16 protein-coding genes are annotated in these 20,909 nt (G+C 65.4%); 6 read left to right on the top strand and 10 right to left on the bottom strand.

The features are described from left to right. Positions 1-10 precede the first annotated feature (10 nt). Positions 11-1,801 (bottom strand): GspE/PulE family protein, encoded by a 1,791-nt coding sequence (locus Q8Q80_RS18745; RefSeq protein WP_305634369.1) that lies wholly within the window; start codon positions 1,799-1,801, stop codon positions 11-13. Between the two features lie 238 nt (positions 1,802-2,039). Between Q8Q80_RS18745 and Q8Q80_RS18750 the strand changes: the two genes are divergently transcribed. Next, positions 2,040-3,071: a crotonase/enoyl-CoA hydratase family protein gene (locus Q8Q80_RS18750; protein ID WP_305634370.1), complete on the top strand. Its 1,032-nt coding sequence runs from the start codon at positions 2,040-2,042 to the stop codon at positions 3,069-3,071. 93 nt (positions 3,072-3,164) lie between these two features. On the opposite strand, the gene Q8Q80_RS18755 is transcribed toward Q8Q80_RS18750, so the two are convergent. Both Q8Q80_RS18755 and Q8Q80_RS18760 read right to left on the bottom strand, forming a co-directional pair. After that, on the bottom strand, positions 3,165-3,785 hold the full coding sequence (locus Q8Q80_RS18755; RefSeq protein ID WP_305634371.1) for a redoxin domain-containing protein: 621 nt from the start codon (positions 3,783-3,785) through the stop codon (positions 3,165-3,167). Positions 3,786-3,805: 20 nt separating this feature from the next. After that, on the bottom strand, positions 3,806-5,923 hold the full coding sequence (locus Q8Q80_RS18760; protein ID WP_305634372.1) for a protein-disulfide reductase DsbD: 2,118 nt from the start codon (positions 5,921-5,923) through the stop codon (positions 3,806-3,808). Between the two features lie 201 nt (positions 5,924-6,124). On the opposite strand from Q8Q80_RS18760, the gene Q8Q80_RS18765 reads away from it, so the two are divergent. From Q8Q80_RS18765 to Q8Q80_RS18775, 3 genes are all read left to right on the top strand, one after another. Then, the gene (locus Q8Q80_RS18765) at positions 6,125-6,910 is read left to right on the top strand and encodes a spondin domain-containing protein (protein ID WP_305634373.1); all 786 of its coding nucleotides are present in this window, start codon (positions 6,125-6,127) and stop codon (positions 6,908-6,910) included. Positions 6,911-6,998: 88 nt separating this feature from the next. After that, positions 6,999-7,700, top strand: coding sequence for a response regulator transcription factor (locus Q8Q80_RS18770; RefSeq protein ID WP_257081713.1), 702 nt, complete (start codon positions 6,999-7,001; stop codon positions 7,698-7,700). Beyond that, the gene (locus Q8Q80_RS18775; RefSeq protein WP_305634374.1) at positions 7,697-9,190 is read left to right on the top strand and encodes a HAMP domain-containing sensor histidine kinase; all 1,494 of its coding nucleotides are present in this window, start codon (positions 7,697-7,699) and stop codon (positions 9,188-9,190) included. The genes Q8Q80_RS18770 and Q8Q80_RS18775 overlap by 4 nt, the downstream gene beginning before the upstream one ends. Before the next feature lie 7 nt (positions 9,191-9,197). Here Q8Q80_RS18775 and Q8Q80_RS18780 read toward each other — a convergent pair whose 3' ends face one another. Together Q8Q80_RS18780 and uvrB are read right to left on the bottom strand one after the other, a co-directional pair. After that, on the bottom strand, positions 9,198-10,076 hold the full coding sequence (locus Q8Q80_RS18780) for an alpha/beta hydrolase (RefSeq protein ID WP_305634375.1): 879 nt from the start codon (positions 10,074-10,076) through the stop codon (positions 9,198-9,200). Positions 10,077-10,140: 64 nt separating this feature from the next. After that, positions 10,141-12,180, bottom strand: a complete 2,040-nt coding sequence (gene uvrB, locus Q8Q80_RS18785; protein WP_305634376.1) for an excinuclease ABC subunit UvrB — start codon at positions 12,178-12,180, stop codon at positions 10,141-10,143. A gap of 163 nt (positions 12,181-12,343) precedes the next feature. Between uvrB and Q8Q80_RS18790 the strand changes: the two genes are divergently transcribed. Next, a complete protein-coding gene (locus Q8Q80_RS18790; protein ID WP_305634377.1) occupies positions 12,344-13,549 on the top strand; it encodes an amino acid aminotransferase in 1,206 nt (401 codons plus the stop codon). Positions 13,550-13,622: 73 nt separating this feature from the next. On the opposite strand, the gene Q8Q80_RS18795 is transcribed toward Q8Q80_RS18790, so the two are convergent. From Q8Q80_RS18795 to Q8Q80_RS18815, 5 genes are all read right to left on the bottom strand, one after another. After that, entirely contained in the window at positions 13,623-14,600 is a 978-nt protein-coding gene (locus tag Q8Q80_RS18795; RefSeq protein WP_305634378.1) for a nitronate monooxygenase family protein, read from the bottom strand. Between the two features lie 663 nt (positions 14,601-15,263). Then, on the bottom strand, positions 15,264-16,910 hold the full coding sequence (locus Q8Q80_RS18800; protein WP_305634379.1) for an electron transfer flavoprotein-ubiquinone oxidoreductase: 1,647 nt from the start codon (positions 16,908-16,910) through the stop codon (positions 15,264-15,266). Positions 16,911-17,059: 149 nt separating this feature from the next. After that, a complete protein-coding gene (locus Q8Q80_RS18805; RefSeq protein ID WP_305634380.1) occupies positions 17,060-17,920 on the bottom strand; it encodes an SPFH domain-containing protein in 861 nt (286 codons plus the stop codon). Then, the gene (locus Q8Q80_RS18810) at positions 17,917-18,378 is read right to left on the bottom strand and encodes an NfeD family protein (protein WP_305634381.1); all 462 of its coding nucleotides are present in this window, start codon (positions 18,376-18,378) and stop codon (positions 17,917-17,919) included. Before Q8Q80_RS18810 ends, Q8Q80_RS18805 begins: the two co-directional genes overlap by 4 nt. A 40-nt stretch (positions 18,379-18,418) precedes the next feature. Then, positions 18,419-19,345 carry a histone deacetylase family protein gene (locus tag Q8Q80_RS18815; RefSeq protein ID WP_305634382.1) on the bottom strand — a complete coding sequence of 309 codons (927 nt, stop codon included), beginning with the start codon at positions 19,343-19,345 and terminating at the stop codon, positions 18,419-18,421. A gap of 357 nt (positions 19,346-19,702) precedes the next feature. Between Q8Q80_RS18815 and Q8Q80_RS18820 the strand changes: the two genes are divergently transcribed. Continuing rightward, the gene (locus tag Q8Q80_RS18820; RefSeq protein ID WP_305634383.1) at positions 19,703-20,887 is read left to right on the top strand and encodes a toll/interleukin-1 receptor domain-containing protein; all 1,185 of its coding nucleotides are present in this window, start codon (positions 19,703-19,705) and stop codon (positions 20,885-20,887) included. Positions 20,888-20,909 lie beyond the last annotated feature (22 nt).

Raw genomic sequence — 20,909 nt, forward strand, 5'->3', positions numbered from 1 at the left:
GGCACCGGCCTCAGGCCGGTGGCGCCACCTTCATCACTTCGCCCAGTGTGGTCACACCCTGGGCAATCTTCAGCGCACCGGACACCCGCAGCGGATACATGCCCTCGCGATAAGCCTGTTCGCGCAGCGCGGCCATGTCGGCGCTGGCCGAAATGAGATTCTTGATTTCCGGTGACATCAGCAGGATTTCGTAGATGCCGATGCGGCCCGAGTAGCCGGTCATGCGGCATTCCAGGCAACCGACCGACTGCATGAAACGATCCGGACGGCTCGCCTTCCACGGCGACACCAGTTCGTTCCAGGCTTGCGGATCGGTTTCCTGCGGCGTGGCCGGCTTGCGGCAGTGCGGACACAGGGTGCGGACCAGCCGCTGCGCCATCACGCCGAGCACCGTAGCGTTCAGCAGATAGCTGGGTACGCCCAGATCCATCAGGCGGGTAATCGCCGACGGCGCATCGTTGGTATGCAGCGTCGACAACACGAGGTGACCGGTCAGCGCCGCCTGGATCGCCATTTCGGCGGTTTCCAGGTCGCGTATCTCGCCCACCATGATGATGTCCGGGTCCTGCCGCATCAGCGACCGGATACCGGCCGAAAAGGTGACGCCGATGTCGGCCGACACCTGCACCTGATTGAACGACGGCTCGATCATTTCGATCGGGTCTTCGAGCGTGCACACATTCACCTCGGGCGTGGCGAGGTTCTTCAGCGTCGAGTACAGCGTGGTGGTCTTGCCCGAGCCGGTCGGACCGGTCACCAGCACGATGCCGTTCGGCTGCGTCGTCATGTTCTTCCAGCGCCGCGCGTCCTCGTCGGAAAAGCCCAGATCGCGGAAGTCGCGCACCAGCACTTCCGGGTCGAACACCCGCATCACCAGCTTTTCGCCGAAGGCGGTCGGCAGCGTGGACAGGCGCAGCTCGATTTCCTGGCCGTCGGGTGCGCGCGTCTTGATGCGGCCATCCTGCGGCCGGCGTTTCTCGACCACGTCCATGCGGCCCAGTATCTTGATGCGCGAAGTCATCGCACCCAGTACCGGCATCGGAATCTGATAGACCTGATGCAGCACGCCATCGATCCGGAAGCGCACGACGCCGAAGTCGCGCCGCGGCTCGATGTGGATGTCGCTGGCGCGCTGCTCGAAAGCGTATTGCCACAGCCAGTCGACGATGGTGACGATATGCTGGTCATTGGCATCGAGCGGCCGGTTGCTGCGGCCCAGCTCGACCAGCTGTTCGAAATTCGACGCGCCGACACCGCTGACGTCACCCCGCTTGGCCGCGCCCTTGACCGACTTGGCCAGACTGTAGAACTCGACCACGTAACGGGCGATATCGTCCGGGTTGGCGATGACGCGCCGGATCGGCCGGCGCAGGATCGGCGCCAGTTCCATTTCCCATTCGTTCATGAAGGGCTCGGCGGTCGCGATCACCACCTCGCGCGCCGATGCCTGGACCGGCAGGATGCGGAACCGGTTGGCGTAGGCGCTCGACACCACCTCGGTCACGGCCGCAAAATCGACCTTCAGCGGGTCGATGTGGTAGTACTCGTGACCGCTCCAGCCGGCCATCCATTCGGTCAGCGCATCCAGATTGAGCGGGCGGTGCGGCGGATGCAGCGAGCGCCATTTCTGCTGTGCCAGCACGACGAGCGGATGCTCTCCGCCCCGCCAGTAGCGGCGGTCGTGCATGAAGGTACGCGCCACCGCATCGCCCAGCAGGCCATCGGCCACCATGGCATCGACAAGCTCCTGCAGGGTCAGTTTGTGTTCGCGCTGCTCGGTGCCGGATGCGGCTGCTGTCATCGATTCCTCCTGTTGCGTCCGACTATAGCCGAGCAGCCGATTGATCCCCGGCAGGTGCAATCAAATATTCAAGCAAAAAATTCTCGTGTTGTCGTAACATGTGCTTACAGGGTCAGACTCTGTCTGGAATCGTGCACCAGACAGCAGGAATAAAAGGCAAATAAATGCCTCTCCAGTTCGCCGTATTGGCGGCGTTTTTCAGCATGCTTTTTTGTCGGCTATTCCGACGGAGGCTGAAATGGATCTGTTGACCCCTTGCAATGCAGTGCGCCCGTCGTGCGCGCCGTCTGACGCTTCGATTCCGAACACCGCAGACTCAACCGTCACGCATTCTCTGCCTGTCTGCATCGCCAAGGCAGAAACACCACTGCATTCGCATGAAAAGCGTGTGCACGCCGATAACGTCGTGCCATTCGGTGCGACTCCACGCGGCCCTCGCCTGCTGTCGACACCGCTGATCACCTCGCGCTATGACGCCGACACCCGCGCGCTGTGGATGTACGCACATCCGGTCGGCCGCCCCTGCTTCACGCCTGAACTGCTGGCGGACGTCGTTGCCCAGCAGCAGGAGGTGGAACTTGCGCCGGGCACGGTGGATTTCTTCCTGAACTGCTCATCCGTTCCCGGCGTATACAACCTGGGCGGCGACCTCGACCTGTTCCGCCGGCTGGTCGAAGCCGGTGACCAGCAGGCGCTGATGCGTTACGCCCAGGCCTGCATCCGTGCCATCAACAACAATGTATCCGGTCTGCATGCGGATGCAGTGTCGATGGCCGTGATTCAGGGGGATGCGCTCGGCGGCGGTTTCGAGGCTGCGCTGTCCTGCCATGTGGTGATTGCGGAGCGCGGCAGCAAGCTGGGCTTTCCCGAAATGATGTTCAACCTGTTCCCGGGCATGGGCGCCTACAGCCTCGTGGCACGCAAGGCCGGGCCGCGGATCGCCGAGGATCTGATCCTGAACGCCCGCATCATGAGTGCCGAAGAGATGCACGCGCTCGGCCTGGTCGATCATCTGGCCGAGCCCGGCACCGGCGAGCAGGTGGCGCGCAACGTGATGCGCTCCATGAGCCCGCAGCTCAAGGGTTTCCGTGCCTTCCAGCGCGCCAAGATGCACGCCTTCATCCGCCTGACCTACCAGGAACTGGAGGACGTGGTGCGCGAATGGGTGCGTGGCGCGATGAAGCTCGACCGGCGCGACCTGCGCACGATGGAGCGGTTGGTCAAGGCGCAGAACCGGCTGCACGCCGGGCCGGAAATCGTCAGCGCCTGACGATTGATCACCAGGGCATGACTATGCCCTGGTCACTCTCCACTTGCGATGCGTGGCTGGGCAGGCGCACCGGATCCCGCCTCGTCGAGCAACTCAGTTCGCGTACTTCACCGAGCACCCGTAGGCGCGTGTCACCGGCTTGGTGACCGTCTTGCCGTCCAGCACCTGATCGATGGCCAGCCGCGCCAGCGGCTCGGCTTTCGGAATGTCGGCCGGGTCGGTCGATGCAATGCTGTCGATGCCACCCATGTAGGCCAGCTTGCCGTCCGGCGCGATCACATACATGTGCGGCGTGACCTGCGCACCATAAGCGCGCCCGATGACGCCCTTGGGATCGAGCACGAAATGGGTCGGTGACGCATTTCTGTCTGCCGTTTGCCTGAGCGCCGTTTCGCCATCGACATGACCCTGCTCGCCCGGCGCCGAACTCGCCACGGTCAGCCACACGGCGCCCTTCGTGGTCGCGTCACGCTGCAGCTTCTGCATTTCGCCGCTCTTGTACCACTTGACGACATAGGGGCAGCCGTCGTTCATCCATTCCAGCACCACGGTCCTGCCGGCCAGTCCGGACAGCGAGACGGTCTTGCCGTGGGCATCGACTCCGGTGAAGGCAGGCGCCGGTTCGCCGACCTTCGGCGCGGCGAGCGCGGCCGCCGGCACCAGTGCAACTGCCACGGACAGCAACAGGCGGGGTGTGCGGGAACTGAATAGCATGACATTCCTCCGTGAAGGGATCAGGAACCGATCCGGTCGAGCACGATCTGCTCGGTCAGGATCTGTGGAAGTACCGCCGGCGGCGCGCCATCCGGTGGGAAGTAAACGTAGAGCGGCACGCCATCGCGGCCGTGCTGGCGCAGAAAATCGGTGATCAGCGGGTCGCTTCTCGTCCAGTCACCTTTCATGTAGGTGATGCCGCGCGTCGCGAAAGCCTGCTGTACGCCAGTCGTCGACAGCGCCACCTTTTCATTCACCAGGCAGGTGACGCACCAGGCCGCAGTCATGTTGATGAACACCGGCCTGCCGGCTGCGCGCAGTTCGCTCAGGCGCGCCGGCGTGTATGTTTCCGCCCCGGCCGATGCGGCACCCGCAGACGGCCCGGTGCCGGCGGGCTCGGGCGCGCGCGCGATACCGACGGCGGCAACCAGTGCCGCCACCAGTGCCCCGGTGCGCCACGCGCCGGGGCTGGACGCCCCACCCTGCGCAACGCCCAGCAACCATCCCGCAAGCGCCAGCAACAACAACACGACCAGCGCCATCAGCACACCGTCTGCGCCGGACTGCTGGCTCAGCACCCATACCAGCCACGCGGCCGCTGCATACATCGGGAAGGCCAGCGCCTGCTTGAGGCGGTCCATCCACGGACCGGGTCGGGGCATGCGGCGCGCCAGACCCGGCACGAATGCGAGCAGTGCATACGGCAGTGCCAGCCCGACGCCCATGGCAACGAATACCGCGACCGTCTGTACCGCAGGCGCCGCGAGCGCAAACGCCAGCGCACCGCCCATGAAGGGCGCGGTGCACGGTGTGGCGACGACGACCGCCAGGGCGCCGGTGAAGAAGCTGCCGGACAGGCCCGGTCGTGATGCCAGCGCATCCCCGGCGGACGCGAATCCGCTGCCGAAACCGAACACGCCGGACAGATTCAGCCCGATGACGAACAGCAGGGCCGCCATGGCGGTCACGAACACCGGTGACTGGAACTGGAAGCCCCAACCTGCCTGCAACCCTGCTGTGCGAAGTGCGAGCAGCACGCCGGCCAGCAGCAGGAAAGTGGTCACGACACCGGCGCAGTAGGCGAGCGACTGCGCACGCACCGTGCGCTGCGCGTGGCCGCCCAGCCTGGCGAACGACAGTGCCTTGATCGCCAGCACCGGGAAGACGCAGGGCATCAGGTTGAGCAACAGGCCACCCGCCAGCGCGAACAGCACGGCCCACACGAGGCCGAAGCCATCGGACGCGGACGCTGCGCCGGGCTCAAACGTAGCCGGCGCAGGCAATGGCGCGTTGCCGGCGGCAAGCACCACGGCTGGCGCGCGCTCGATGGCTGATCCAGGCGTCGCCACCCAGAGCGCCTGCGCAACGCCGTCACGGTCGCGCACGTGCAGCACGCCAGCCAGCGCGCGCGCCGGGTCGAACGCTGCGCCCGGCTTGAACGCGATCGATGCGCGGCCGTCGGCAACCATCAACGTCTGCGCCGCACCATGTTCAATCTGGCCCCAGTCTGCCGGCAGGAAGTCAGCTTCGGCGATCGCGTCGGCGCCCGGTCCGCTCAGCGAGAGCACGCCATCCGCGCTGACCGCCGCCTGCCAGCCGGCCTGCACGGGTAATGCGCCGCGAGCCGTATCGAACAGCAGAGCCTCGGCGCTGCGCGTCGACTCACCCGCTGGCAGCGTCAACCCGAACACGCCCTCTTCCGGAATGCAGATGTCCTTGCACACCAGCCAGCCGGCTTTCGCAGTCAGCGTCTGCGGGCCTTCAAGGCCGGCCGGCAGTGTCACGCTGAAGGGCAGCAGCACTTCACCTTCGTGAATGAAGGTGGTCACCGGCCCGTCGACATGGCGCTTCGGCACCGGCCAGCGCAGATCGCTCACGCTGCTGCCGGCCGGCGCATGCAGCTCGATGCGCGGCGGCTGCCCGGCATCGCCCGGATTCATCCAGTAGATATGCCAGCCTTCGGCCAGGCGCAGATGCAGGGCGAGATCGACCGTATCGCCGGCACGCGCAGCATCCTGTGCCGACACCATCGTGACGGTGGCGCGCGCGCTGACGACCGCGCCGCTCTCCAATGCCGATGCAGGCGACTGGATGAGCACGGCGAGAAGCAGCAACAGACGGATGAAAGTGGCGCGCATGGTCAGGCAAGGGATCGTTTTCAGAGTCGTCGGTTCCTGAAGCGGTGTCAGCAGGAGGTGAAATCCGTCGCCGCGGCAGAAACGCGTGCATCCCGTCGCGGTGAAGTTTGTGTGAGGACTCGGTGATACGGGCTGCCTAGCATCCGGACACCGGCCAGCAGCTCATGGTCCGGCTCATCCCACATATCCCGGAGTATCCACATGTTCCCCTGTTCATTGCGCATCTCCCGTCTCACGGCAGCCATGGTGCTGGTCGGCCTCGCGTCGTCGGCCCAGGCGGCCCTCGTCGACGTCACGGTCACCGTGGAAAACCTCGTACCCGCCAACGGCATCAGCTTCGCGCCACTGCACTTCGGATTCAACAATGGCAGCTTCGACGCCTTCAATCTGGGCAGCGTCGCGACCGAGCCCATCATTTCGGTCGCCGAGGGCGGTGCGGGTGGCGCATGGCAGGCGGCCTTCGCCGCAGCCGACCCGACAGCAACCCGCGGCACGCTGGGCGGCTTGTTGCAGCCAGGTGGCACGAGCAGCGCCACCTTCACCGTTGACAGCGCGCTGAACCGGTTCTTCACGTTCGCGGCCATGGTCGTGCCGAGCAACGATTTCTTCATCGGCAACGATTCGCCGATGCGCTACCAGCTGTTCGACGCAGCAGGCAATCTGGTCATCAATTCGATCAACCAGACGGCCCGTCAGATCTGGGATGCCGGCTCCGAGGTATTCGACCCCGCCGCGTCGGCGTTCGTCGGCAACAACGATCTGCGCGCGCCGCAGAATTCCGTGGTTGCGTTCAATTTTGCCGAGCTCGCTGCCTACAACGGCCTCACGACTGCGACCGGCTACACGCTCGACAGCACACTCGCGGCCGACACCAGCATTTATCGCATTTCGTTCGCTGTCGCTCCGGTACCGGAGCCGGAAACCTACGCCATGATGCTCGCCGGCCTGCTCATGATCGGCAGCGTTGCGCGCCGGCGGCTTGGTTGAACGCTGCCGGCAAGCTTCACGCCGGTGTGAAGTCAGTCGGCGGCAGACCTGCTAGTCTCGATTTTTCAGCCTGCCGGGCGCCAAACCGATGAACGAGCATGTGTTGCTTGTCGAGGACGACAATGCGATCGCGGGTACCCTGCGTCTCCATCTGGAAGGCGCAGGGTATCGCCTGCACCGCGAATCGGACGGGCTGCAGGCCATCGCCGCCATCGATCGCAAACGCTGGGATCTCGTGCTGCTCGACCTGATGTTGCCGGGCGCGGACGGCTGGGACGTCTGTCGCCACCTCAAGGCACGGCACGCGGATATTCCGGTCATCATGCTGAGCGCCCGTTCGGCGGAGGCTCACCGCGTGCTCGGGCTCGAACTCGGTGCCGACGACTACCTTGCCAAGCCATTCTCCATGCTCGAACTGGTGGCACGCGTACGCGCGCTGCTGCGCCGCGTCGAACAGCTACGCAGTGCTCCGGCGGTCGCCGTTGACGTGCGCTTCGGAGCGTTTCGACTCGACACGCAGCGACGCGAACTGGCGCGCGATGACGTGCCGATTCCGCTCACCCTGCGCGAATTCGATCTGCTGCACTTTCTGGCACGGCATCCCGGGCAGGCTTTCAGTCGCGGCAGTCTGTTGCAGCGCGTCTGGGGAGCCGGCTTCGATGGCTACGAACACACCGTCAATTCGCACATCAACCGTCTGCGCAACAAGATCGAGGACGACCCGAGAAATCCGCAGCGCATCGTGACGGTCTGGGGCGTCGGTTATCGATTCGAGGACACCGTGCCGTGATCCGTTCGCCCTCGTTCGCAACACGTCTCATCGTGACCATGGCGGTGCTGCTGCTCGCCTATGGCGCATTTGTCGGCCTGCTCGGACGGCATGTCGCGGCACAACACGAAAAAGAGTCGCTGCAACGCCTGTCGCACGGGCTGGCCCGTCACATCATCGAACACTGGCCGGACATTGCACGGGCTGATGCGGACGCCGCCGACCGGTCGGCGCGCGAAACCCTGCTGTCGATGCTGATGGTCGTCAATCCGGGGGTTCAGGTCTATGTGCTGGACGCCGACGGACGCGTTGCCCACTACATCGGCGAGCCCGGCATGGTGCGGCAGCCGCAGGTCGATCTGGCTCCGGTTCGGCAGTTTCTCGACGGCGCACCCTTGCCGCTGTTCGGCACCGATCCGATGGACGTCGGCGTGTCCCGCATTTTCAGCGTTGCGATGTTTGCACCGCGACCCGGCGACCCCAAGCCGCCCGGTTACCTCTACATCGTGCTCGACGGTCAGGCGCGCACGCTTGTGGCCGGTCAATCCAGCCTGCAGCGCGTCTGGCAGGGCGCAGCGGTCGCAGCCACGCTGGGGCTGCTGCTCGCCGTGGCGAGCGGGGTCATCGCATTCCATCGGCTGACGCGGCCGCTGCATCGCATCGCGCACCGCATGCGCCGCTTCGGCAAGGACGACGCCGGTACCGCAGGCATCAGCGACGTCGTCGCGATGCAGCAAGGTGACGAAGTGCAGGCGATAGAGCGCGCTTTCGAGGACATGACCGAAAGGCTGCGGGCACAGGGCACGCGGGAACAGCAGCAGAGCGACGCACACCGGGAAATGATGGCGGGCGTGGCGCATGATCTGCGGTCGCCCCTGACCGCGCTTCACGGTCAGCTCGAAGCACTTGCCGGACACCGCTCGTCGCCGCCGGCAACGTTCGATCGCATCCTGTCGACTGCGCTGGCGCAAAGCGACAAGGTGCGCCGGCTTTCGCAACAGCTGTTCGAACTGTGCGCGTTGCAGTCGAGCGGTCAGTCGCTCAACCGGGAGCGTTTCCGGCTCGACGAGCTGGTGACCGACGCCGTGCAGAAATTCGATCTGACAGACAGCGCCCGGCCGCCCGTCATGCTTCAGGGACCGCCACCCGGAAGACTTGAACTTGAGGGTGACCTGCAACTGATCGAGCGCGCCTTGACCAACCTGATAGACAACGCCATGCGTCACGCACCTGGCGCCGGGCCGGTGCACGTCAGCCTGAGTCGCAACGGTGTGCTGGCGCAGATCGTCGTCGAAGATGCCGGCCCCGGGCTGCCTGAAGATCTGATCGAACGACTCGAACGCGGACAGTCCTTGCGTGATCCGCCGCTGCAAAGAAAAAGCGGCGGCATCGGCGGGCTCGGCCTGGCGATCGCCCAGCGCGTGGCCGATCTGCACGGCGGGAGCCTGCGGCCCTTGCCGGCCCGTAACGGGGGCACTCGCCTGTGTCTTGCACTGCCGCTGAGTCTCTGAACAACCCTCAGGGACGCGGTTGCGTCACCGCCTTCCCGACGAAGGCCGCCACGTCATCGATGACCGGAGCCAGTCCGCGCAGCGGGCGGCCGAAGGCGCCCACCAGGGTCAGGTGATTCACCCCGTCGTAGTAGCGCTCATCGACCGCGACACCCGAATCGCGCAAGGCCTGCGCCAGCCCGCCGGTGTTGCGTTGCGGATTGACGAGTTCGTCTTCCCGCGCGGCAATCAGCAGGCTGCGCGGCGCCGCGGCCGACACGTGCCGCAGCGGTTGCGAGTCGGCGGGCGCCGGATCTTCGACACCCGGGCGATTGAATACGGGTTTGACGTCCGGATTGACGATGGGCAGGAAATCGTAAGGCCCTGCCAGACCGACCAGTCCCGCCAGCCGGTCGGTTCCGCGACCGAGCCTGCCCAGCCAGCGCGCGTCCAGCGCCAGCATGGCGGCGTTGTAGGCGCCGGCGCTGTGTCCGGCCACATGCAGCCGACCGGGATCGGCACCATGCGCCGCCGCGTTGTCCATCGCCCAGGCAACGGCTGCGGCACAGTCGTCGAGAAAGGCCGGATACACCACTTCCGGGTACAGCCGGTAATCGGGGATCACCGTGACGATGCCGCGCTCGGCCAGCGCGGCGCCGACGAACAGGTAGTCTTCGCGCCGACCGGCGTTCCAGCTGCCGCCGTAGAAAAACACGACGACCGGCGCCGGGCCCGAGGTGTCCAGCGGAAGATAGACATCCAGCTTCATGCGCGGGTGCGGGCCGTAGGCGATGCCGGCTTCGCGCCGGTGGGCGGACGGCGCCAGCAGATTCATCACACCGGTGGCGGAACAGCCGGCGAGCAGCGGCAGGCCGGACAGCAGGCCCAGCAAGGTACGTCTTTTCATGTGGCGAAGGCAGTCGGTCGAATGATCCGGTTACCCGCGCCGACGGCCGGCGGATGCATCCGCATCAGGCGCCGAAGGCACCGCTGCGCAGCTTGAACAGCCGGTCGCGCGCCGCGGCGGCCTTCTCGAATTCGAGATTCTTCGCGTGTTCGATCATTTCCTTCTCCAGCTTCTTGATCTCGCGCGACAGATCCTTCTCGCTCATCGACTCGAAGCGGGCGTGCTCCTCGGCCACCTTCAGTTCGCGCGCGACCTCGTCCTGGTCGTACACGCCGTCGATGATGTCCTTGATGCGCTTGACCACCGAGCGCGGCGTGATCCCCTGAGCGAGGTTGTGTGCGATCTGCCGGTTGCGGCGGCGCTCGGTTTCGCCGATCGCGCGCTTCATCGACTCGGTCATCTGGTCGGCGTACAGGATGGCGGTACCGTGGAGGTGGCGGGCCGCGCGGCCTATGGTCTGGATCAGGCTGCGCTCCGAGCGCAGGAAACCTTCCTTGTCGGCATCCAGAATCGCCACCAGCGACACCTCGGGGATATCCAGCCCCTCGCGCAGCAGGTTGATGCCGACCAGCACATCGAATTCGCCCAGCCGCAGGTCGCGGATGATTTCCACCCGCTCCACCGTGTCGATGTCCGAATGCAGGTAGCGCACGCGGATGCCGTTCTCGGCGAAGTAGTCGGTCAGGTCCTCGGCCAGCCGCTTGGTCAGCACGGTGACCAGAATGCGCTCCTGCACCGCCACCCGCTTGCGGATTTCACCCAGCAGGTCATCGACCTGGGTGGTGGCCGGTCGGATTTCTATCATCGGGTCGATCAGCCCGGTCGGCCGCACCAGCTGTTCCACCACCTGTCCCTGGTTCGCCGCCTCGTACGCCGACGGCGTGGCCGATACGAACACGGTCTGCGGCATCAGCTTTTCGAATTCGTCGAACTTCAGCGGCCGGTTGTCGAGCGCCGACGGCAGGCGGAAGCCGAAATCGACCAGATTGGTCTTGCGCGCCAGATCGCCCTTGAACATGCCGCCGATCTGCGGAATGGTCACGTGCGACTCGTCGATGAACATCAGCGCATCCGGCGGCAGATAGTCGATCAGCGTCGGCGGCGCATCACCCGGCTGGCGGCCCGACATGTGACGCGAATAGTTCTCGATGCCCTTGCAGAAACCCAGTTCGTTGAGCATTTCGAGATCGAAGCGAGTGCGCTGCTCGATCCGCTGCGCCTCGACCAGCTTGCCCTGGCTGACGAATTCCTTCGACCGCAGTTGGAGTTCGATCTTGATCGCGTCGATCGCGCGCAGCACGGTGGCGCGCGGCGTCACGTAGTGGCTCGACGGATAGACCGTGAAGCGGCCGATCTTCTGCTTCACCTGACCGGTCAGCGGATCGAACAGCGACAGCTCCTCGATCTGGTCGTCGAACAGCGACACGCGCAGTGCGTTTTCCGCCTGTTCGGCCGGAAAGATGTCGATCACGTCGCCGCGCACCCGGAACACGCCGCGCCGGAAATCCATGTCGTTGCGCTGGTACTGCATCTGCACCAGGCGGGCGATGATGTCGCGCTGGTGCAGCGTGCCGCCCTCGCGCAGGTGCAGGATCATCGCGTGGTAATCGACCGGGTCGCCGATGCCGTAGATGGCCGACACGGTCGCCACGATCACCACGTCGCGCCGCTCCAGCAGGCTCTTGGTCGCCGACAGCCGCATCTGTTCGATGTGCTCGTTGATCGCACTGTCCTTTTCGATGAACAGGTCTTTCGACGGCACGTAGGCTTCCGGCTGGTAGTAGTCGTAGTAACTGACGAAGTACTCGACCGCGTTTTCCGGGAAGAACTCGCGGAATTCCGAGTACAGCTGGGCAGCCAGCGTCTTGTTCGGCGCCATGACCAGCGCCGGGCGGCCGAGCTGCGCGATGACGTTGGCCATCGTGTAGGTCTTGCCCGAGCCGGTCACGCCGAGCAGCGTCTGGAACATCAGGCCGTCGTCGATGCCCTCGACCAGCTTGACGATGGCCGTCGGCTGATCGCCGGCGGGCGGAAAGGGCTGATGCAGCCTGTAGGGGCTGTTGTCAAACGTTAACAGCGCGGGTGCGGCGGCGATTTCTGACATGTTAGAATTTTGCGTTGCACAAGACGTACTGACAAGGACTGCCGAAGCATCGCACGAGTTCGCATGCCTGCAGACAGCACGCCGTTTCACGCCTATCTTTCAAGCACATGACGCATCCGCCTCAGTTCGAGGCATCCACCTCACGCACTCCGGAGCACCACGCATGAACCCGTCTGTCTTCTCGTCCGTCGACATGGCACCGCGCGACCCCATCCTGGGTCTGACCGAAGCTTTCAACACCGACACCCGCACGACCAAGGTCAATCTGGGCGTCGGCGTCTACTACGACGATGCGGGCAAGCTGCCGCTGCTGCGCGCAGTGCGCACGGCCGAAGAGGCGCGCATGAAGAATGCGCCGCCGCGCGGCTACCAGCCGATCGAAGGTTCGCCGGCCTACAACAAGGCGGTGCAGGATCTGCTGTTCGGCGCCGGCGCTGCGCTGACCGCCGACGGACGCGTGGTCACCGCCCAGGCGCTGGGCGGCACGGGTGCGCTGAAGATCGGCGCCGACTTCCTGAAGCGCCTGCTGCCTCAGGCCAAGGTCTATATCAGCGATCCGAGCTGGGAAAACCATCGCGCGCTGTTCGAAGCCGCCGGGTTCGAAGTCGACACCTATCCGTATTTCGACGCCGACACGCGCGGCGTGCGGTTCGACGCGATGATCGCCCACCTGAAGGCGCTGCCGGCCCACGCCATCGTGCTGCTGCACGCCTGCTGCCACAACCCGACCGGCGCCGACCTGAGCGATGCGCAGTGGGGCGAAGTGGTCGAGGTGTGCAAGTCGCGCAACCTGGTGCCCTTCCTCGACATGGCTTACCAGGGCTTCGCCGACGACATCGAAAAGGATGCCGTCGCAGTGCGCCTGTTCGTGCAGTCGGGTCTGAGCTTCGTCATTTCGAGCTCGTTCTCGAAGTCGTTCTCGCTCTACGGCGAGCGCGTCGGCGCGCTGTCCATCGTGACCGCGAGCAAGGACGAAGCGGGTCGCGTGCTGAGCCAGTTGAAGCGCACCATCCGCACCAACTACTCCAACCCGCCGACACACGGTGGCGCGGTGGTTGCGGCCGTGCTGTCGACGCCGGAACTGCGCGCCATGTGGGAACAGGAACTGGGCGAAATGCGCGACCGCATCCGCGCGATGCGCACCGGCCTGGTCGACAAGCTCGCCGCGCGCGGCGTGGCGCGCGACTTCTCCTTCGTCGTGCGTCAGCGCGGCATGTTCAGCTATACCGGCCTGAACGCTGCACAGGTCGATCGCCTGCGCGACGAATTCGGCATCTACGCCGTCGGCACCGGCCGCATCTGCCTGGCTGCGCTGAATTCGAAGAACATCGACTACGTGGCCGACTCGCTCGCCACCATCCTGAAGTAAGCGCTGCCGCCGGTCCGCAAGCGCGGACCGGCGCCCGCCGCGACGCGACCCCGGACGGGGTCCGTCGTCCTGTTCATTCGGCAGCGGCACGTTCGGCCGCAATGCGCAGGCTTTCCCGGCACTCCGCCACCATGCGTGCGATCAGCACGTCGCAGGTCGGAATGTCGTGAATCAGCCCCACCACCTGCCCGGCCGTGATGATGCCGCCGTCCACGTCGCCCTCGGCCAGCGCCGCGGCGCCGCGGGCGCCGCTGACCAGCGGGCGGATGTCTTCGAACTGGCAGCCGCCCGGCCGGCTTTCCGCCGCTGCAACCTCTTCCGACACGGCATTGCGGAACACCCGCGCGGTGTTGTGCAGGCTGCGCAGGATGAGCCGGGTGTCGCGTTCATTGGCATTGACCAGCGCCTGCTTGATGTTGTCGTGGATCGGCGCCTCCTGCGTGGCGCAGAAGCGCGTCCCCATGTTGACGCCTTCGGCGCCGAGAGCCAGCGCTGCCGCCATGCCGCGACCGTCGCCGATGCCGCCCGAGGCGATGACCGGTACATCGAGCGCCTGCACCGCGAGCGGAATCAGCACCAGGCCGGGCACGTCGTCTTCCCCCGGGTGGCCGGCGCATTCGAAGCCATCGATGCTGATGATGTCCACGCCGTTGCGCTGCGCCGACAGTGCGTGGCGCACCGCCACACATTTGTGGATCAGCGTCACGCCGCGCGCCCTGGCCTTGTCGATGAAGGCTTTCGGATTGTTGCCGGCGGTTTCGAGAATGCGGATGCCGGCATCGAGAATCACGTCCAGATACGCCTCGTAGGGCGGCGGCTTGATCGCCGGCAGGATCGTCAGATTGACGCCGAACGGCGCATCGGTCATGCCGCGGCAGCGTTCGATCTCTTTCGCCAGCGCCTCAGGCGTCGGCTGGGTCAGCGCGGTCAGGATGCCGAGGCCGCCGGCATTCGATACCGCCGACGACAACTCTGCGGTGCCCACCCACATCATGCCGCCCTGCACGATGGGGTAGCGGATGCCCAGCATGTCGGTGATGCGTGTCTTCATGATTCAAACTCCTGACGATCGTGGCCCACGAGCCCGGATGATGCCTGCGCGAACTGTGATCAGGGCGTTTGAAACGCTGTGGAGGCTTGGGCTGTTGGGCATCGCTGCGCTCACCCCAACCTACGTTCGCCTCCGGCGTGTTGTTCGCGAACCGGGATGACGCCGTGCGGGGTGCGGACTCGGCGTTTGAAACGCTGTGGAGGCCCGGGTTGTTGGGCATCGCTGCGCTCACCCCAACCTACGTTCGCCTCCGGCGTGTTGCACACGAACCGGGATGCCGCTGTGCGGGGCGCGGACTCGGCGTTTGAAACGCGGTGGATGCCTGGGCTGTTGGGCATCGCTGCGCTCACCCCAACCTACGTTCGCCTCCGGCGTGTTGCACATGAACCGGGTGACGCTGTGCGGGGTGCGGACTCGGCGTTTGAAACGCGGTGGATGCCTGGGCTGTTGGGCATCGTTGCGCTCACCCCAACCTACGTTCGCCTCCGGCGTGTTGCACACGAACCGGGATGCCGCTGTGCGGGGTGCGGACGCGGCGTTTGAAACGCGCTGGATGCCTGGGTTGTTGGGCATCGCTGCGCTCACCCCAACCTACCCATCGACCACGTGAAGAAACGTAGGTTGGGGTGAGCGCAGCGATGCCCAACAACGGTCTCAACGAACTCACATTCCGTTGTAGATCGGTCCTTCGCCACCCTGCGGCGTCACCCAGTGGATGTTCTGCGTCGGATCCTTGATGTCGCAGCTCTTGCAGTGGACGCAGTTCTGCGCGTTGATCTGGAGCCGCGGCCCGCGGGTTTCGCGCACGATTTCATACACGCCGGCCGGGCAATAGCGCTGTTCGGGTGACTCGTAGGCCGCCAGATTGACGGTGATGGCCACGCCGGCGTCCTTCAGCGTCAGATGACAGGGCTGGTCCTCTTCGTGGTTGGTGCTGGACAGGAAGACCGACGACAGGCGGTCGAAGGTCAGCACGCCATCGGGTTTCGGGTAGTCGATCGGCGTGCGGGTGGCCGCCGGCGCCAGCGTGGTGTGGTCGGCTTCGTTGCGCAGCGTCCACGGCACATTGCCCTTGAACAGCAATTGCTCGGCGCCGAACAGGAAGGATCCCAGCCACAGTCCCTTCTTCATGTAGGGCTTGAAGTTGCGGGTCTGGTGCAGTTCTTCCCTCAGCCAGCTGATGCGGAATGCGGCCGGATAGCCGTCCAGCGCATCCTGCGCACGACCCGCCACGAGCGCATCGACCGCGGCATCGGCCGCCAGCATGCCGCTCTTGATCGCCGCATGGCTGCCCTTGATGCGTGCTGCGTTCAGGAAGCCGGCGTCATCGCCGATCAGCGCGCCGCCGGGGAACACCAGCTTCGGCAGGCTCTGCAGGCCGCCCGCCGTGATGGCACGCGCACCGTACGCCAGCCGCGTGCCGCCTTCGATGTGACTGCGGATCGTCGGGTGGGTCTTGTAGCGCTGGAATTCCTCGTACGGCGACAGCCACGGGTTGCTGTAATTGAGGCCGACCACGTAACCGATGGCGACCAGATTGTCTTTCAGGTGGTAGATGAAGCCACCGCCGTAGGTGTCGTTATCGAGCGGCCAGCCGGCGGTATGGACGACCAGCCCGGGCTGGTTCTGCGCTGCGGGCACTTCCCACAGCTCCTTGATGCCCAGGCCGTAGGTCTGCGGATCGACACTGTCGCGCAGGTTGTAGCGTGCCTCGAGCTGCTTGCCCAGATGGCCGCGGCAGCCTTCGGCGAACAGCGTGTATTTCGCGCGCAGCGCCATGCCGGGCTGGTAGGCGCCGCCCGGCGTGCCGTCCCGCCCGACGCCCATGTCGCCAGTGATGACGCCGGCCACGCGGTTGTCGTCATCGAACAGCAGCGTGCTGCCGGCAAAGCCGGGGAAGATGTCGACGCCCAGTGCCTCAGCCTGTTCGCCCAGCCACTTCACGACATGACCCAGTCGCACGATGTAGTTGCCATCGTTGTGGAAGCTTTGCGGCAGCAACCCGCCAGGTACCGCGCGCGCGCCGGTTTCGGACAGGAAGTACATCCTGTCCTGTGTCACTGGCGTGTGCAGCGGCGCGCCGCGCGCCTGCCAGTCGGGCAGCAGTTCGGTCAGCGCGCGCGGGTCCATGACGGCGCCGGACAGGATGTGCGCGCCCACCTCGGCGCCCTTTTCGATGACGCAGACCGACAGCTCGTGGCCCGCCTCGGTCGCTTTCTGCTTCGCGCGGATCGCCGCCGCCAGTCCGGCCGGGCCGGCGCCGACGACCAGCAGGTCGAAATCCATGGATTCGCGTTCGATGTCGGACATAGGTGAAGTCTTCCGGAAAGCTGAACCGCAGATCGATGCGGATCAGATAAATGCCGTTTGCCCAAGCAGCACGCGAAACCGGCGTTTCAAGCGCCCGTGCGACCTGATCCGCCCGGATACGTGATTCCCGCGTTCATCCGCGGCGAAAATTATTTCCCCTGTCCTCGCGCAAAGATGCCGGCCACCGCGTCCTGCAGATCGGCCGGCAGCACGACGATCTTGGCATTCGGCGACTCGCCCAGCTTGCCCAGCGCAGCCACGTATTTTTCGCCCAGCAGATACATCATCGGCAACTGCTGTTCGCCCAGCGACGCCGTCACACGCCGGATCGACTCGGCACTGGCCTCGGCCAGCGTCACCTGCGCCGCGGCGTCACGCTTGGCCGATTCCAGCCGCGCTTCGGCTTCGAGAATCATTGACTGTTTCTGTCCTTCCGAGCGGGTCACCATGGCTTTGCGTTCGCGCTCCGCACTGGCTTGCTGTTCCATCGCGCGCTGCATCGACTCCGACGGGCTGATGTCCTGGATTTCCACCGACTTGACGGTCAGGCCCCAGTCGATCGCCTCATCGGCAATGCTCTCGCGCAGCCGGATCTTGATCTTGTCGCGGCTCGACAGCGCCTGGTCAAGATCCATTTCGCCGACGATGGAGCGCAGCGTGGTCATGATCAGGTTGCGGATGGCTTCGGAAAAGTCGGTCACGCCATAGACCGCCTTGACCGGGTCGGTCACCTTGATGAACGCAACGGCGTTGGTGCGGATCACCGCGTTGTCGCGCGTGATCACCTCCTGTTCCTGCACGTCGAGGATGATGTCCTTGGTGATCACCTTGAAGGCCACGTCATCGAGGTAGGGAATGATGATGTTCAGGCCCGGCAACAGCGTGCTCTGGTACTTGCCCAGCCGCTGCACGACCCACTCCTCGCCTTGCGGCACGATGCGCAGGCCCTTGGCCAGCGTGACGAAAGCGAAAACCAGTATCGCGATGGCGACGACGATGCCCGAACTCATGCCGAAACTCCCTTGTTGATCAATCCTACCTTGAGCAGTGACCCTTCCACCGACAGCACTTTCACCCGTTCGCCGGCCGCGATGGTGTCGTCGGCGATGCACTCCCATACATCGCTGCCGAGCAGCGGCTTCTGGAAGCGCACCTTGCCGCGACCCCAGGGCGTCACCTCGCCGACCAGCAGACCGACCTCGCCGATCTGCTCGCCGTCCGACATGCCGGCGTGCGTCTTGTGCTGATCGGTGCGGAACACCTTGAACCAGACAAACACGAGCACGCAGGACAGTGCTGTCCACACTCCGAGCAGCAGGGTCAGCGACAGCGCCGGCATGGCGGCCACCAGCAGGCCGATCGCCACCGCTGCCACGCCGAACCACACCAGCACCATGCCGGGCACCGCCAGTTCGAGCAGGATCAGCGCCAGACCTGCGACCAGCCAGTGCCACCATTCGATATTCATGCCGTCAGTCCATCTCCGTTGCAACGGCCAGTGTAGCGGCTCAGCGGCTGCAATCGCCAAGCGCCATCAGGTGCGCGGCCACGGCCGCGCCGATATTGCCCAGACCGTAGCCGCCTTCCAGCGTCGAAATGATGCGGCCCTTGCCCGACGCTTCGGCGATGTCGCGCAGCTCGTGCGTGAGCCAGCGGTAATCGGCCGCTTCGAGCTGGATGTTCGCCAGCGGATCGTCCCGATGCGCATCGAAGCCTGCCGAAATGAATACGATCTGCGGCCTGAAGGCGCGCAGCGCGGGCAGCGCGGTCTGTGTCCAGTGTCGGCGAAAAGCGTCGCTGCCGTCACCTGCCGCCAGACGCATGGGCAGATAACCGGCTCGTTCCGGAAAATTGCCCTGCGGGAAATACGGATGCTGGAAGCTGTCGGCCATCAGCACGCGCGGCTCGCGCCGGAACATGCTTTCGGTGCCGTTGCCGCGGTGGACGTCGAAATCGGCCACCGCAACGCGCTCGATGCCGTGTGCCGCCAGCGCGTGCGCCATGCCGACCGCCACGTTCCCATAGAGGCAGAAACCCATCGCATCACCGGCGCGGGCGTGATGTCCGGGCGGGCGCGTGGCGCAGAACACGCTGCGCGTGCGGCCACTCATCACAAGATCGACCGCATGCACCACGGCGCCGGCTGCGCGCGACGCGGCCGCAAGCGAACCGGGCGACATGACTGTATCGGCATCGAGTCTGTGCAGGCCGGACGCGGGCGCGACCTTCTCCACTTCATCCAGATAAGCCGGGTGATGCACCCGTTCGAGCTGTTCGCGGGTGACCCTGGGCGCATCGATGCGCTGCCAGGTGCGCAGCAGGCCGGCTGCGGCGATGCCATCGAGCACCGCCGTCAGCCGCGCCGGTGCTTCCGGGTGACGCTCGCCGGGTTGATGGCCGAGACAATCGGCGTGGGTCAGCAATACGCAGTCCATGCAGCAGGGGCAGCCGGCAGCCCTGTGAAGGCCACGACCGGCGCGAAAAGGTAAACAGGCCGGATGATAGCGGCAAGTATCGTCCTCATGACCTACGACACGCTGCGCATCCGGTTTGCGGGTTTTCAAGGCGATTGCAAGCGCCTAGACTGCCGACGTCGCCCGAAAGCCTACCCTGCACGGACTTCGTGATGCCGCGCAGGCCCCGTGGAGCACACCATGAGCAACGTCGCCTCGTGCATCGGCATCAATGACGGTCCTGTCTCCGGCGCAGCCCCTCGCGCTTGCAGGTATGCCGATGCCGTGAATGTGCGCCGCATCGTCTTCGTTCCCCGCACTGCGAACTGAGCCCATCCCATGGCACGTCTTTTCATTTCGTATCGACGCAAGGACAGCAGCGGCTACGCGCAGACGCTGCACGAAGACCTGCTACAGGCCTTTCCTGGAATGGAGGTTTTTCGCGACCTCGAAAGCATCGCCGCCGGTGAGGACTTCGTCGATGCCATCGAGCGCGAACTCGACCGCTGCAACGTCGTGCTCGTGCTGGTCGGCCCGCACTGGCTGTCGATGACCGACGCCCAGGGCAAGCGCCGGCTCGACAATCCAAATGATCCGGTACGCATGGAGATTGCCCGCGCGCTGACCCGGCGCGGCGTGCGCGTCATACCCGTGCTGGTCGGCGGCGCGACCATGCCCGACGCGGCCGAACTGCCGGAAGAGCTGTCGGCGCTGGGCCGGCGCAACGCACACGAAATGACCGACAAGCGCTGGCAGTATGACTTCGGCGAGTTGTGTGGCGTGCTCGAAAAACTGCCTGGCATGCCGATGCGCAGCACGGCTACGGATGCCTCGACCCAGTCCACCTCGAACCGGAACGCCACCGCAGACGACGACCTGCCGCTGCCGGAAAGCTTCAGGAAGCCGGTCGGCCGCGTCATCGGTGCCGCGCGCAAGTTCGTCTGGGGGGTCGGGATTTTTTTCACCTTCATCATCATCGTCGCGGTATTCGTCGGCGAGGAGGAGACGAGTCCCGAACCCGCACCGGCGCCTGCGCCGTTTGTCGCCGATGAACCTGCTCCAGCGCCGGTTGCACCGGTTGCGCCGGTTGCGGTCGCCAGCCTGCCCGCCCCCGCCGCACCCGCGCCGGAACCCGAGCGCGACCTGACCGGCAACTGGACCATGGTCGATGCACAGGGCGAGCGCATTCCGCTGACGCTGACCCGCCAGGGCAACGACCTGACGTTGCGCAGCCCGCGCATCAACGTCACGCAGCACCCAGTGTGGCAGGTGTACAACGCCGTGCTGATCCAGACCTACGGCCAGGGCGTGACCGATGTCCATTTCGAAGGTGCGGGCGAAGCGTACGAACGCGACGTGAATTTCGCGCTGAACATCTTTGCCAACGGCAACGTGATGATCAACACCGGCAGCCTCAGCCTGCGCGTCGCCAACAGCAGCACGATGACCGGCACGCTGCGCTACAACAGCGGTGAAACGTCGGTTGTCACCGTCTCGCGATCAACCGGGGCGGCTGCGAACTGAGCGCCTGGTGACGGCAGCGCGC

Source organism: Methyloversatilis sp. (genome assembly GCF_030698125.1).
Taxonomy (GTDB): Bacteria; Pseudomonadota; Gammaproteobacteria; order Burkholderiales; family Rhodocyclaceae; genus Methyloversatilis.

Bases quoted from the DNA above. Each gene is read 5' to 3' on its own strand.
- Q8Q80_RS18745 (WP_305634369.1), bottom strand. From the start codon at position 1,801: ATGACAGCAGCCGCATCCGGCACCGAGCAGCGCGAACACAAACTGACC.
- Q8Q80_RS18750 (WP_305634370.1), top strand. From the start codon at position 2,040: ATGGATCTGTTGACCCCTTGCAATGCAGTGCGCCCGTCGTGCGCGCCG.
- Q8Q80_RS18755 (WP_305634371.1), bottom strand. From the start codon at position 3,785: ATGCTATTCAGTTCCCGCACACCCCGCCTGTTGCTGTCCGTGGCAGTT.
- Q8Q80_RS18760 (WP_305634372.1), bottom strand. From the start codon at position 5,923: ATGCGCGCCACTTTCATCCGTCTGTTGCTGCTTCTCGCCGTGCTCATC.
- Q8Q80_RS18765 (WP_305634373.1), top strand. From the start codon at position 6,125: ATGTTCCCCTGTTCATTGCGCATCTCCCGTCTCACGGCAGCCATGGTG.
- Q8Q80_RS18770 (WP_257081713.1), top strand. From the start codon at position 6,999: ATGAACGAGCATGTGTTGCTTGTCGAGGACGACAATGCGATCGCGGGT.
- Q8Q80_RS18780 (WP_305634375.1), bottom strand. From the start codon at position 10,076: ATGAAAAGACGTACCTTGCTGGGCCTGCTGTCCGGCCTGCCGCTGCTC.
- uvrB (WP_305634376.1), bottom strand. From the start codon at position 12,180: ATGTCAGAAATCGCCGCCGCACCCGCGCTGTTAACGTTTGACAACAGC.
- Q8Q80_RS18790 (WP_305634377.1), top strand. From the start codon at position 12,344: ATGAACCCGTCTGTCTTCTCGTCCGTCGACATGGCACCGCGCGACCCC.
- Q8Q80_RS18795 (WP_305634378.1), bottom strand. From the start codon at position 14,600: ATGAAGACACGCATCACCGACATGCTGGGCATCCGCTACCCCATCGTG.
- Q8Q80_RS18800 (WP_305634379.1), bottom strand. From the start codon at position 16,910: ATGTCCGACATCGAACGCGAATCCATGGATTTCGACCTGCTGGTCGTC.
- Q8Q80_RS18805 (WP_305634380.1), bottom strand. From the start codon at position 17,920: ATGAGTTCGGGCATCGTCGTCGCCATCGCGATACTGGTTTTCGCTTTC.
- Q8Q80_RS18810 (WP_305634381.1), bottom strand. From the start codon at position 18,378: ATGAATATCGAATGGTGGCACTGGCTGGTCGCAGGTCTGGCGCTGATC.
- Q8Q80_RS18815 (WP_305634382.1), bottom strand. From the start codon at position 19,345: ATGGACTGCGTATTGCTGACCCACGCCGATTGTCTCGGCCATCAACCC.
- Q8Q80_RS18820 (WP_305634383.1), top strand. From the start codon at position 19,703: ATGGCACGTCTTTTCATTTCGTATCGACGCAAGGACAGCAGCGGCTAC.